Raw genomic sequence first — 12,399 nt, 5'->3', positions numbered from 1 at the left:
CGTTATTTTAACTATGGGAATAAGCAATGTAAGTTATTTTCAAGCATCTTTCGTTACATTGTCATATCGACACTCTTTTTTTCCGAGTCTTATAATTTGAGTTAACTTGAGATGCGAGGTGCCCCATATGAAACCTGCTACAACCTTACAGACGCGGAGTGACTTGAACTTAAGTCCTCATCGAAAAAGCCGCTGGGCCATGCTGAAGCAGCAGAAATATCTATTCCTGATGATGCTGCCCGGACTGATCTGGGCCATTGTGTTTGCGTATACGCCCATGGTTGGTCTATACATGTCCTTCGTCAATTACCAGCCGACGCTTGGCGGCTTCTGGTCGACTTTATTCACGAGCGAGTTCGTCGGCTTGGAATGGTTCCGTTACTTCTTCAACAACGGCGACTTCTGGATCGTCATGCGAAATACGCTGGCCTCCACGCTGATCACGCTTCTCTTCTCCTTTCCGATGCCGATCCTGATCGCCATCGCGATTAATGAGATCAAGAATGTGAAGTTCAAAAAGACGGTGCAAACCGCCTCCTATCTTCCCTATTTCATATCCTGGGTCATCGCGGCCAACATCATCGTGACCCTGCTCTCTTCGGACGGCGCGATTAACGGCATTTTGAAATTTCTCCACATTACCGATGAAAGCGTTTTATTCCTGCAGAACGGCAAGTACTTCTGGTGGATCGTCGCGCTCGGCAATACGTGGAAGGATATGGGATACAGCTCGATCATGTATTTGGCGGCCATTTCGTCCATCAACCAGGAGCTCTATGAAGCGGCCAAGGTCGACGGCGCCAACCGTTTTAAGCAGATCCGGTACATCACCCTGCCCCACCTGAAACCAACCATTGTCATTCTGCTGATTCTGGCGCTTGGCGGCATCCTGAACGCGGGCTTCGACCAACACTTCCTGCTCGGCAATGACCTGACGCGGGATTACTCCGACGTCCTGTCCACCTATTCGTTCCGCTACGGCATTCAGAACGGCATGTTCTCCTATGCGGCAGCCGTCGGCATGTTCAGCTCCGTGGTGGCGTTCATCATCGTGGTCATCGTCAACTATACGGCGAAGAAGCTGAACGGGCAATCCCTATTCTAAACCATAAGGAGGTACATCCATGTTAAGCAAAAAAACCGTGCCCGAGCGTATCTTCGATGCCTCTTTATACCTGTTCCTGACCGGCATCTTCCTCGTGACCTTCTATCCGTTCTGGAACATCCTGGTCATCTCCTTGAATGATGCGACCGATACGATGCGGGGCAACCTGTACTTCTGGCCGCGCGTGCCAACGATCGAGAGCTACCTGACCATCTTCCGGAACCCGGAAATCTGGAGCGCCATTAAGATTACCGTGCTCCGGACCATCGTCGGGACGGCGGTATCCATCTTCTTCATTACGCTGCTCGCCTATCCGCTCAGCAAGCGCAATCTGCTCGGATGGAAATACTTCTCCTTCTTCTTTGTGTTCACGATGTATTTTGGCGGCGGCCTCATCCCGACGTATATGATCATCAAATCCCTGGGACTGATCGACTCCTTCTGGGTTTATATCTTCCCTGGCTTAATCGGCGTGTTCCTGATGATTCTGGTGCGCACCTTCATGGAGCAGATCCCCGGCGAGATCGAGGAATCCTCCAAAATCGACGGCGCAAACGACCTGCAGACGTTCTTCCGCATCATCATGCCGCTGTGCGTGCCGGTGCTCGCCACGATCGGCCTGTTCCTGGCCATCGGTCATTGGAACTCCTGGTATGACTCCTATGTGTATACCTACAAGCCGGAGCTGAAGACCCTGCAGGCCGTCCTGGTCAAAATCCTCAACCAGTTCCAGACCGCCGGCATGATGTCCGATGCGCAGCAGCTGGCGCAGGGCTCCAAGCGGATCCCGGTCTCCAGCGAAAGCATCCGGATGGCGGTGACCATGGTTGCTACGCTGCCGATCATTATGGTGTATCCTTTTGTGCAACGGTACTTTGTGAAGGGGATTATGATGGGGGCTATCAAGAGTTAGATTGTGGGGAAATGAAGAGGGCCCTTACCCGGGAGGGGTAAGGGCTCGTGTTTGCAATTATAAACAGTTGAGTAAAAAAATAATCCCAACCTTTATTATGAGTAATACTCACATATGATGTATCTTCAATCAGAAAACATCTTAAATATTTGGAAATCACAGGAATAGAAGGCAAATTCATATGACAGGGCTACCTTTTATTATTGTCCCCAGACTTTAACTTAAATATTTTTGTAGAGCACAATTGCCCTTTTTTATAATACTCAACATAAACTTCTCTTTGCCTAATGTTGACTTCATAATAAACACCTAATTTATATCTACACACATGCTCAGGAAGATTTGTCCCATCAAATGACCAAACATCATCGAATGTATCTTTAGTTAGAGCAATCAATCGGTTCTTATCCTTTATCTTTTCGGAATTTCTATTTGTGGATTTTTTCATTTCTATTGCAATTAAATTATCTTGTTCAGGAATCTCACCACGGCTATGTACTATGATATCACAATTAATAGGTATTACTTCGATGTTTTGATCAATAATGGTCTTTACTTTCCCCTTGTTTCTGTTATATTCAACATCCACGTGATACTTCGAGTAATTAGTTTCTTTTATTTCTTCCTGAAGATACCTCATTAGCGAACCGCATAATGTTCGTTCTGAGATACCACTAAGAATTAAATCCACTTGATCATTTAAGAATACTTTATTTGCATTTTCAAAAATAATAGTTGTATTATTTATGGTTCTCCTTAACATAGTCAAAAGTCCAATTCTTTGAGTATGTAAGTACGCCACTCATTCTCTGCTTTTACTGTCTTAATATATCCTAAATCCCTAAGAGTCTTTTTGAATTTCTCCACCATTTCATAACCCATATGATCCGGAGTCCCTTCATAAACAAAATTCAGCATTTCTCGAGTACTAGCTTTGCTCCAACCCTTATTTCCTGCAATGGAAATTTGCAAAATATAGTTGTAAATATTCACCATATATCTTCTATAATTACCTGACTTAGGATTCTCTTTTTGATTGCGAAGATAACTTAGTTTTCTAATTTCCAGCTCTTCCTTCATAATAAAAACTACTTAGATGATAATTATTCCGACCCTGATCCGTGCCATTTAAGCCGATCTAAAGAACCCTATCGAATTTACTCCAGTATTACATTTCCATATTTTATCAAAGAAATCGTCCATTTACTCTTAATAATATTTCCAATTAATCAAGAGTAAGTAGTTTCATTATTCTAATTACTTCTGTTAAGCACGTAGTCTAAGTCAACATATGTATCATTATAAAAGAGCAACACATCTTCTATTTTTTCCAAAAATCTCCTTTTGATGTTTATTTCAATCATGAAAAAATCTTCAACTAAACTAAAAATCGCCTTAAAAGTTCCTATACACACTGAAATGAATAATGCTACTAAAGTAAAAGTTACAAAAACACTGGTTGATTCATTGAATTTTGTACTATCGAAAGCTTTAAAAAAGAATATAGCATACTGTGACCAAACAGGTATAAATAACGCTAAAAAAGCACCGGGAGCTAAAAAAGTTGGGGGTTTACTTCGTACGATTTCTTTTTCTAATAATTTAGTTAAAAAATCCAACTTTTCCTCAGAATATAATCCCTTACTTCTCAAGTATTCAATAAGAAATTGCCTCTGCATATTTTCAAACTGCTCTGTTCTCCAACCCCCTTTTTTAACTTGAATAGAATAATGATTATTCAAAATTCTTTTTGCCTTTTCGTTAAAAATATTTACTATTAGTATTGACAGAATCAAAATTACCCCGAAGAAAATAGCTGACCCTTTAACATAACTTGGAGCATCGAAACTTAATGGTAAAGCTAATATAAGAATGCAGGCGGAAATTATAAGTAATACGAACAGGAATGATACCAAAGCATTTAAAAATGGCATATACTTGAACACTAATGAATAGGTTGATAAGTTACTCTTATAGTATTTCAATAACTCGTCTAGCATTTTCTTCTCCCTATTTTCTACTAAAAAACTCCGAGAAACTTCTGGAGGTCATTAGTTTAGTTATTTCATTAATTGGGAATGAACCCAGTACGTTTAATTTCTTTGTTTCCTGTGAAATGATTCTAATCGCTACATGAAATATTTATGTTTCAGTTCTTACAATGTCAAACAGTGATTTTAGCTTCTTCGACTCTTTTTCGGATAATGTGGGCACATTGATAAATAAACGATCGGTAGCTCTGCTTATTGCTACATAGTTTATTCTTTGCTCTTCTTTATCGTTATCGTTTAAGTTAGGATTAAGTAAAAATTCGATGTCGCTCTCTTCTTTTAGAACAACCAAGACATTTTTAAATTCATCTCCCTTTGCTTTGTGAATTGTTTTGTGTCTGCTAGTATCTTCATCAATTCTTACACACAAAGCCAATTGCTGGTAACTATAACCTTCATAGAAAGTCTTAGCTGCGCCCCTTGATAAATTTGATATATCAGGTTTTATTTTTCTTTTTACAAAAGAATGGAATTCTAGTAGGCTTTTTTCTTTAAAGTCCCCATACTGAGAAAGGAGTACACAAAGATGTTTCAGAGCTTCTTTTCTTCCTTTATCTTTGTCATTCTTATCTTTGAAAATTCTCTCTAATTCTTTTATTGCACTTTTAAATTCGTTCTGGCGAGCAAACTCAGTTGACTTTATACAAGCAATAATCACTTTACTTCTGTATTTATTGCTACTGCTAGGATTATCTTCGGTTAAAAGTGCTTCAATTAGCTTATTATTAAATAAATCTCCTTTAATTTCCTTTTTCATTGCATTCGAGATTATATTTATTCTTGACAAAGAATGTACCGACTCGTTATTACTCTTTTCTTTAGCTATTCTAAGGGCATCAAGCCGCTCTCCCACAATGATTATGGGTTTTTCTCCGTTTATGTTTCTGTATTTGTTTTGTTTTATATCTACACGTACTGTATTTAAAATATCTATAATTTGATTTGTGCTTCGTCTGTTATCTTCCATTACATAGTCAACTATGTTGTTTAAGTTAAATGAATGAAACTGAGATGGTTCTGCTCCTTGAAAGCTATAGATAGACTGAGCTTTATCACCAATTATCCCAACTATCGTTTCTTTTTTTCCAATTAACCCCATAATCTTCACTTGTATAGGATTTGTATCCTGGAATTCATCAACAAAAAAGTATGGGAATTTGGATTGTAACACTTTTAAAATAAATGGATACTTCTTAATTAATTGATAACTAAAAAAGAGTACATCATCGTGGTGAATTATACCTCTTTCCCACGCCATTTTTTTATATTCATAGTACGAATCATTCTTGATAGAATATTTACCAATCTTACGAGGATAATCAGGCTTTACTACTAAAGCTCCTAAATCATCAAATTTCCATTTTGTTGAATTAAAAGCTTCAACAATTAATTTATCTTCCTTGAATCTTTGCTGTTGAGTTCGGTCTTTCCATTCGTTTAAAAAAGAATAATTTGATAAAATAATATCATCATGCCCGTCCATTGCTTCCACATTTAATCCATAATCATCAACAAGGAAAACGGCGTATGGTTTTACAATATGTTTGTATAGAAAGCTATGGATAGTAGATACTTCAACTTGGTTTATTGTAGTGTTTAAACGGTTCAAAATCGTTTCTACTCCAATATTCGTGTACGTAATGCACGCTACTTTACGAGTTTTCTCTAATCTTGTTGATTTATGGAGAACATTTTTAATATGTTCAACTAACCAATGAGTCTTCCCTGCCCCTGGACCAGCAGAGACTCGAAAATGGTGCTCAATAGGAATCAATGTATCAGAGTTTATTGGGATCATTTACATAACCACGCAATGGCTTCTTTTATGTAATCAGGAACAATAAAATTTTTATATTTATCAGTTCCTTTGTTTTCTAAATTTTTATCCAAAATATATGCAAGCTCCAAAGCGTTTTCTCCTTTCCCTACTGAATTAAGATATCGTGAAGCAATTAATCCTCTACATTTTTGTTGCTCGCTCCAAGAAGTATTTTGATTAATACCTTCAATAATTCTATCATTCTCATCGCTTTTTCTCAGTATGGATTCGTAATCTGTCTGTGGTTTTTGGTCTGTATAAAGCTTCATTAAGTTTTTAATTTCATCTTGATTTTTCATAGAATCTGTCACTAATATTTCGAGGGAAGGGTTAAATAAAATCAGATCATATTCAAGTGTCTTTCCTTCAACTTCATCTTGACTAAAAAATGCAATATTAGGGTGAGTACCTGGTTGATATGATGAAGTGTTTCTTTTATACTCATACTCTTTAGTATTAGCGTCGTATTCAAACGGATAGCATTTTTTGAAAGTAGTGTTAGATGATTTTTTCTTTCTTTCAGGGTCTTGATCTGTCAAACAAACAATTTTTTTGTTTAGAGTATTTATTTTCTCACTGTCAAACAGATGTAAAAAATGATTGAAATATCTACCACCCACATTTATAACTGCAATATGATTTTCTTCTAAAGAAACACCTTCATATTTCGCGAAAACTGACAGCAACAATTGTTCTGCTAAACCCTCTACTAAAATTACTTTTTGAGCAAAAAGCATATCTGATTTGGTCGCATCTAAAAATCGCTGTACATATTTTTTACTACTTTCCTCAGTGGGAAATACTTTTCCAGGATATCCAACAGAGGTGTTTCCTCCATCGCTATGCAAACAAATCATCTCATCTAGAGAAACAGAAGAGGTAATATGCGTTGAATGAGTGGTAACAAAAATTTGTCTAACCTTTTTTTCATTTTTATTTTTCTTTAAGAATTTTAAAAACTGATACTGCATGGCTGGATGCAGGTGTGCTTCAGGCTCTTCAATTGCCAATATCGGAAATACCTTCGCATTACTCCCTAAATATTTGCCGTCTGCATTGACTTGCATTTTTGATAGAAGCAGTGACATAAAAATTAAGTTATTATACCCGAGACCGTTATGTGTAGCCGGTATCTTTATGCCGGATTCATATTCAACAATAAGCCTAAGTGCAGAGAAAATTTCCACATCTGAGAGACTTCCTTCAAAATTAGGTATTGCTTTGTTAAATGAAGCTCCGGTATCTTTGGCATATGATAAAATCTGTTCCTTACCAACACTCATTCTGTTTTGTAAGTCACGTAATAACGTATCTGCAATCTCACTAAAATCCTTCTTCTTCTGCTTAATCTCTATTTTCTTTACTTCCTCAGATTTATCTAAATCTGATTTAATTTCGTAATCCATAAAAAAGTCCAACACATCTTTAAGAAGAGAATTTCTTCCTGAAAGCATATCTCTCTCAACATCACGGATTGCATCTAAAAATTGAAAATCAAACTTCTGTAACGATTCACTATCAGCAACGTTTTGAGCAGTCTTATCTCCACCCCATATTTTATGAACATAGTGCCTTATAAAGTCATGATTGATTATTTTCCAAGCTATATCTAGATCAGGGGCATTTCTAATAGCTTCTACATAACTAACTCTTTCTTTTTCAGGAAGAAAAAAATCGTAGGTTAACACTGCCTCGTATGGTTCGTCTAACTTGGTAAGCCAATTCCCAACTGTCACTAAATCATCAGAATTCAAATTTTTATTTAAGCTCTGCTTTATTACTAAAGATATGTTAATTTGAGGTGGATTCTCTATCAATTCTGCCAGTGTAACATTTTTATTGAAATCATAAACATTCAATCGCTTTGTTCCTTGAGAATCAAGTACCAAAGCTAATGCTTTAAGTAAATTTGACTTTCCAGCATTATTATGACCAATAATTACATTCACTCCATCATTAAATTCTATTACTTGTTCTTTGAAATTTCTAAAATTATTAATCATCATTTTATGTATATACATGGTTAACCTCCTCGTTTCATGAGATATAACGATCAAATCATACTTATAATTATCGATTTCCAAAATCAGCAAAAAACTTAATGTGCTTCTAATTTACGATTCTATGTCTGATAATAGCTAATTTAGGTATATTGTACCATACGAAAAGAGACTTCTGGAACTTATTCCAGAAGTCTACAATAGCATTATTCAAATCTCACCTATAACAAACCCTCAACTCCACCCCATTCCCTTCCCGATTATACACAATCCGCTCCACCAGCTTCTTCAACGCCCGATTCTTCTCTTCACTCGTCACCGCGACACTCCACAACTCCCTAAACTGCCCAACTCGCTCATATATCTGCTCCACAGTCAGATAATTTCCTTCATCTACTACAACTTTCCGCAAATCCTTCAACTCTTCCTCCAACTTCTGTATCTGCCTTGCCCTTACAGCTTACGCTCCAAAAATACCTACTTCGTAATCATGTCCTCTTCATACGATTCATGCAGCTTATCCAATGCCCGCTTCTGCTTTTTCAATTCCTGCTCTTTGACCTCGATAATGACCTGTGTATCATTGTAACGAATCCCATGCATTTCAATCTCCCGCAAAATGTTTGGATCAACATAGATAATCCGATCATACAGAGCATTGAAAAAATCGGCATCCATTACCTTGCCACGCTGCTAACATTTGCTGCCTTCTTTATACTGGTGATAGCACAATGCACTCCAGTGCTGTCCCTGCTTCTTGTTCTCTCCCACCCGGAACCTCATCTGCGAACCGCATTTTTCACAATAAAGCAAGCCTGACAAAGGAAAAATGTTGCGTCTAAAATTTGGGTTCAGCATTCTGTTCTTAAGCAGCCGCTCCATTATGACTTCATGTTCTTCCGGTGTTTTCAGCTTTTCATGTGTTCCCATGACTTTAATCTGCTCTTCTTCGGGTACAAGCTCCACCTGACCACGCTTGGAACGGGTTTTGCCATAAGTGATGTACCCAAATGGATTTCGCTTGCCAGCAACCGTTGAACCGTAATATTTGACCAGCCCTTGTTCTTTCCATCCGGCTTAATGTTGTATGGCATGGGTATCTTGTTATCTGTCAACCAAATGGCGATATGCCCCAGGTTTGTTCCATTAAGATTTATCTTTACAATCGCTCGGTAAATCGGACGCTTCGTTTCATCCACCAGTACTGACCTTGTGTTCTTATCATAATAGTATGGAAACGGTGGCTTTCCGTTTGTCCACATGCCTTTCTTCGCTCCAGCCTCTTTGCCCTGCTTCATTCTTCGCTTAATCGTTTTGTACTCTATTCGGGCAAAAATGGACGTGAAATCAAAAGATACATCGTCATTGTCTATTTCCAGATCGTATCTTGTTCGGTGTAATGATTACCGTCTCGGAGTTCAAAAACGTCTTTTTTTTAGTGCCCAATCCTTATTTTCTTCCCGACCCAAACGGTCAATGTCCATGACCACTACTCCATCATATAGCTGGTCTTCAACATGCCGAAGTAACTTCTGCATTTCTTTCCGGGACTCGATTTTTTCCCCAGAAGCCACTTCTTCGTATAGCCTATAGGTCCAATTTCGATTCTCTACCAAGGCCAGAAGGGTATCCCTATGCTTCGAGAGAACCTCTTCAAATTCACCATCGTCCCGTGATTTTCTTAAATAGAAAGCTGTGTGACTCTTTATACGCTTCTCTTAAATTCTTTCCTCGATTACCAATCTCCGTTTCTCCTCCAACACCTCAATCATCACCAATGCCCCCAACCGGAACCCTTCTGTATAAGCGGCAGCAGAATACAAGGATGTCGTTTGTCCTAGCAAGTCAATTAACTCCTCCAACTCATCGTACTCTTCTGATGAAAGCTTCTTGTGATAGGACTCTATTGTTTTTGAAATCTTCTCGTTCAGTAACTTGTATTCTGGATTATCGGGATGAATGTGTTCGTCGGGATGGATATTTCCATAAAAAAGCTTCTCCAAGAGACTGCCCATGGTTAAATCCCCTCCTATTTCATCATACTAATCTCATCTTAGCGATTATATCGCTAAAAATCAATAGCGGTATGCTCGCTAAAGTATGATGAGCATTGAGGTGGTAACTATGTATGAGAGGATCAGAAATCTCCGTGAAGATAAGGATATGTCACAAATGCAGGTTGCGGAATATCTCGGTTGCAGTCAGCGAATTTATAGTAATTACGAGCGTGGAGAGGTAAACATACCGGTTGTTATTTTGATCAAACTTGCTGATCTGCATCAGACAAGTACTGACTATCTGTTAAACAGGACAAATCATAAAAATCCTTATCCCAAAAGTTAGAGCAGAATAAGCTGAAAAAGCTCTTCAGCATCATACTGAAAGAGCTTTTTCCTTTTTACATAAAGCTTCACTATTCGGCTTAGCATTTATTACGAAGATTGTCCCGCTTATCGGTAAGTTTTGTACCGTTAAAGTTTACGTCCTGCAAGTCTGAGCCGTTTAGCTGCTCCTAAATAATCCCCTTATTGTTTATACATTAATAAAAAAAGCTCCTACTTACCACATGCATAAACTTCAACTAGAATTGATTCAAACGAACATCCCATCAATGACAGGTACGTGTGGGTCAAATAAACGTCAGTTATACTCGATAGATAAGAAGGCAGGTATGCTCCCTTATACCACATGTGTAGAGACGGTGAAAGGGATGAATTAGTAGAAGCTTCATATGATATAAAATTACAGTATCTTGTTTTCATTCCCTCTAAGGCGATTCAGGATCTATAAGCTGCACTCTGAAGCTTTCTGCGCTTAACATGGTATGAAATCTAAGTTTCTGGCTGGGAGTAATGTATTCATATTCATCCTTATATTTTCTCGTTGGCTCCCCCAAGGAGTTCATTCTTTGCTCCATGGCTAACTGATCAAATTCACCTAAATCGATATAAAGTATGGTATCATTCCAATATTCCGCAACTAACTCTAAATTGTTTTCGAAATACCAAACCGCGACTTTCGAGTCCACCTCAAAAGATTCATCAGGTTTACCCAGTATCTTAATGGCCTGATTTATATTCATACCAAGTGTAATACCGTGAATATAAAAAATATCATCTTCTCTGATTATATTCAGTTTATCTGTCGATGCATTATTTTCCAGTAGTTTGGTGATTTTCTCTTGATTAACATCGGGAATGAATTTCCCATCAATCAAATCAGTCGCTGCCCGTATAAGCACTGCTTGTGTATGTTTTTCAACAGCATCAGTGCTTTCAGCTTCTCGTTTCTTAATGGATGGTATGTAATAACTTCTATAATATTCTGGATATTGCCTGCTCGCCAAAACCAACTCTTCTTTGGCAATATCGAAATCATATACATCATCCCAAAACGGCATTTGAGCATTACTAAATTCCGGTAAATATACTCTATGACTTATCACAATCTCTTTCACGCCATTGTTATCAATATCTATACTGAGGGGCTCCACAATATCATCGATTTGTTTACTTTTGACGCTACCGTCTTTACGATACTTAATTGTGAAATCTCCACGCCCATTGCTCCCTCCACCCCACACAAATGAAGTGTCAATAATGCCGTTCATTTCTAGAGACTTTTCTTCACTACTATTTTGAAGATTTTTACCTGCCCCATTCTCTAATAAAAAATCATCTTTCACTAAACCCTTATCTTTTATTGTTTCGCCCAATTCCTTATCCTTTAACAACTGTTGATCCATAGAAAACGTAAAGTTCGTTTTAAATCCAAATACAGTTACTCCAACGATTAGTATTATAGCAGCAACAATAGAACTATATTTGGTCACTTTCTTTGCCTTTAGTTTGTTGTTTTCTAATTGCCGTTCTCTTTCTTCCTCTACCATTCTTTGTCTTTCTGCTTTCTTTACTTCATACGCTTTCACATCGTTCCTAATCTTTTCCTCATCGCTATACTCAGTTAAAACATCATCTCTTCCTCTTTTACACCTTTTACAAGTAGATAGATCGTCATAGTTTAGCCTTCCGCAAACACATACCCATTTATCATCATACTTTTTAGCAAAGTACTTGGCATCCGATCCTGCGCGACCCTTAACAAATTCTAAAAGCATTTTATTCTCTATCTTGGTTAATTCGACTTTTTCTAATTCTGATGAGCCCTTATTCCAGATCGTTTTATCATCAAATAAGACTTTTATTACATCAATTTCTATTTTCCTAACATTTTGAAAATCGGACAGTGATATCTTGTTGTCAGTTTTTCGTTTTCGATTCTGTATTAAATCTTCATTAAATTCAATTTTACATTCTAAGCTATTATTTCCTTCACCAACAGAATCGCCAAATTGGTCATAACAATAGAGAGTAGCCTTAAGTCCTTTAACAATTTTGTCTGACACGTTATTAAACGTTAATGAACAGTAAATCCTACCATTGCTTTTGCTTTCATATAATTCATATTCAAGCAATTCTACAGGACATTCTAAATTTACTAACATTTCAACC

14 protein-coding genes are annotated in these 12,399 nt (G+C 37.6%); 3 read left to right on the top strand and 11 right to left on the bottom strand.

Annotated features, from left to right (window positions below):
* Nucleotides 1–127: 127 nt before the first annotated feature.
* Both AB4124_RS19290 and AB4124_RS19285 read left to right on the top strand, forming a co-directional pair.
* Entirely contained in the window at nt 128–1,105 is a 978-nt protein-coding gene (locus AB4124_RS19290) for an ABC transporter permease (RefSeq protein WP_076325175.1), read from the top strand.
* 19 nt (nt 1,106–1,124) lie between these two features.
* Nucleotides 1,125–2,018 (top strand): carbohydrate ABC transporter permease, encoded by an 894-nt coding sequence (locus AB4124_RS19285; RefSeq protein ID WP_009590032.1) that lies wholly within the window; start codon nt 1,125–1,127, stop codon nt 2,016–2,018.
* Between the two features lie 190 nt (nt 2,019–2,208).
* Here AB4124_RS19285 and AB4124_RS19280 read toward each other — a convergent pair whose 3' ends face one another.
* The 10 genes from AB4124_RS19280 to AB4124_RS19235 all read right to left on the bottom strand — a co-directional run bounded on the left by AB4124_RS19280 (nt 2,209) and on the right by AB4124_RS19235 (nt 9,903).
* A complete protein-coding gene (locus tag AB4124_RS19280; RefSeq protein WP_441973899.1) occupies nt 2,209–2,781 on the bottom strand; it encodes a hypothetical protein in 573 nt (190 codons plus the stop codon).
* Nucleotides 2,782–2,783: 2 nt separating this feature from the next.
* A complete protein-coding gene (locus tag AB4124_RS19275; RefSeq protein WP_441973898.1) occupies nt 2,784–3,098 on the bottom strand; it encodes a hypothetical protein in 315 nt (104 codons plus the stop codon).
* A gap of 173 nt (nt 3,099–3,271) precedes the next feature.
* Nucleotides 3,272–4,018, bottom strand: coding sequence for a hypothetical protein (locus tag AB4124_RS19270; protein ID WP_441973897.1), 747 nt, complete (start codon nt 4,016–4,018; stop codon nt 3,272–3,274).
* 142 nt (nt 4,019–4,160) lie between these two features.
* Entirely contained in the window at nt 4,161–5,867 is a 1,707-nt protein-coding gene (locus tag AB4124_RS19265) for a UvrD-helicase domain-containing protein (protein WP_441973896.1), read from the bottom strand.
* Complete coding sequence (locus AB4124_RS19260; protein WP_441973895.1) at nt 5,864–7,909, bottom strand: ATP-dependent nuclease; 2,046 nt, start codon at nt 7,907–7,909, stop codon at nt 5,864–5,866. Before AB4124_RS19260 ends, AB4124_RS19265 begins: the two co-directional genes overlap by 4 nt.
* 196 nt (nt 7,910–8,105) lie before the next feature.
* Entirely contained in the window at nt 8,106–8,309 is a 204-nt protein-coding gene (locus AB4124_RS19255) for a hypothetical protein (protein ID WP_441973894.1), read from the bottom strand.
* Between the two features lie 56 nt (nt 8,310–8,365).
* Nucleotides 8,366–8,566 (bottom strand): hypothetical protein, encoded by a 201-nt coding sequence (locus tag AB4124_RS19250; protein WP_441973893.1) that lies wholly within the window; start codon nt 8,564–8,566, stop codon nt 8,366–8,368.
* A 230-nt stretch (nt 8,567–8,796) separates the two neighbouring features.
* A complete protein-coding gene (locus tag AB4124_RS19245) occupies nt 8,797–9,186 on the bottom strand; it encodes a recombinase family protein (protein WP_441973892.1) in 390 nt (129 codons plus the stop codon).
* Between the two features lie 120 nt (nt 9,187–9,306).
* On the bottom strand, nt 9,307–9,597 hold the full coding sequence (locus tag AB4124_RS19240; protein ID WP_441974186.1) for a recombinase family protein: 291 nt from the start codon (nt 9,595–9,597) through the stop codon (nt 9,307–9,309).
* A gap of 9 nt (nt 9,598–9,606) precedes the next feature.
* On the bottom strand, nt 9,607–9,903 hold the full coding sequence (locus AB4124_RS19235; protein WP_379407184.1) for a DUF6809 family protein: 297 nt from the start codon (nt 9,901–9,903) through the stop codon (nt 9,607–9,609).
* Nucleotides 9,904–9,988: 85 nt separating this feature from the next.
* On the opposite strand from AB4124_RS19235, the gene AB4124_RS19230 reads away from it, so the two are divergent.
* Nucleotides 9,989–10,231: a helix-turn-helix transcriptional regulator gene (locus AB4124_RS19230; RefSeq protein WP_321178484.1), complete on the top strand. Its 243-nt coding sequence runs from the start codon at nt 9,989–9,991 to the stop codon at nt 10,229–10,231.
* Between the two features lie 424 nt (nt 10,232–10,655).
* Here the strand turns inward: AB4124_RS19230 and AB4124_RS19225 are convergent, their stop codons facing one another.
* Complete coding sequence (locus tag AB4124_RS19225) at nt 10,656–12,392, bottom strand: hypothetical protein (RefSeq protein ID WP_441973891.1); 1,737 nt, start codon at nt 12,390–12,392, stop codon at nt 10,656–10,658.
* Between the last annotated feature and the right edge of the window lie 7 nt (nt 12,393–12,399).

Source organism: Paenibacillus sp. 2KB_20, from assembly GCF_052115765.1.
Lineage (GTDB): Bacteria > Bacillota > Bacilli > Paenibacillales > Paenibacillaceae > Paenibacillus_AQ.
Note: the sequence above shows the minus strand (reverse complement) of the source record. Positions and strands in the feature narration are given on the sequence as shown.

Coding starts and splice junctions, on each gene's coding strand:
- AB4124_RS19245 (WP_441973892.1), bottom strand. CDS start 9,186: ATGAAGCAGGGCAAAGAGGCTGGAGCGAAGAAAGGCATGTGGACAAAC.
- AB4124_RS19275 (WP_441973898.1), bottom strand. CDS start 3,098: ATGAAGGAAGAGCTGGAAATTAGAAAACTAAGTTATCTTCGCAATCAA.
- AB4124_RS19265 (WP_441973896.1), bottom strand. CDS start 5,867: ATGATCCCAATAAACTCTGATACATTGATTCCTATTGAGCACCATTTT.
- AB4124_RS19250 (WP_441973893.1), bottom strand. CDS start 8,566: ATGGATGCCGATTTTTTCAATGCTCTGTATGATCGGATTATCTATGTT.
- AB4124_RS19290 (WP_076325175.1), top strand. CDS start 128: ATGAAACCTGCTACAACCTTACAGACGCGGAGTGACTTGAACTTAAGT.
- AB4124_RS19280 (WP_441973899.1), bottom strand. CDS start 2,781: ATGTTAAGGAGAACCATAAATAATACAACTATTATTTTTGAAAATGCA.
- AB4124_RS19270 (WP_441973897.1), bottom strand. CDS start 4,018: ATGCTAGACGAGTTATTGAAATACTATAAGAGTAACTTATCAACCTAT.
- AB4124_RS19225 (WP_441973891.1), bottom strand. CDS start 12,392: ATGTTAGTAAATTTAGAATGTCCTGTAGAATTGCTTGAATATGAATTA.
- AB4124_RS19285 (WP_009590032.1), top strand. CDS start 1,125: ATGTTAAGCAAAAAAACCGTGCCCGAGCGTATCTTCGATGCCTCTTTA.
- AB4124_RS19260 (WP_441973895.1), bottom strand. CDS start 7,909: ATGTATATACATAAAATGATGATTAATAATTTTAGAAATTTCAAAGAA.
- AB4124_RS19230 (WP_321178484.1), top strand. CDS start 9,989: ATGATGAGCATTGAGGTGGTAACTATGTATGAGAGGATCAGAAATCTC.
- AB4124_RS19235 (WP_379407184.1), bottom strand. CDS start 9,903: ATGGGCAGTCTCTTGGAGAAGCTTTTTTATGGAAATATCCATCCCGAC.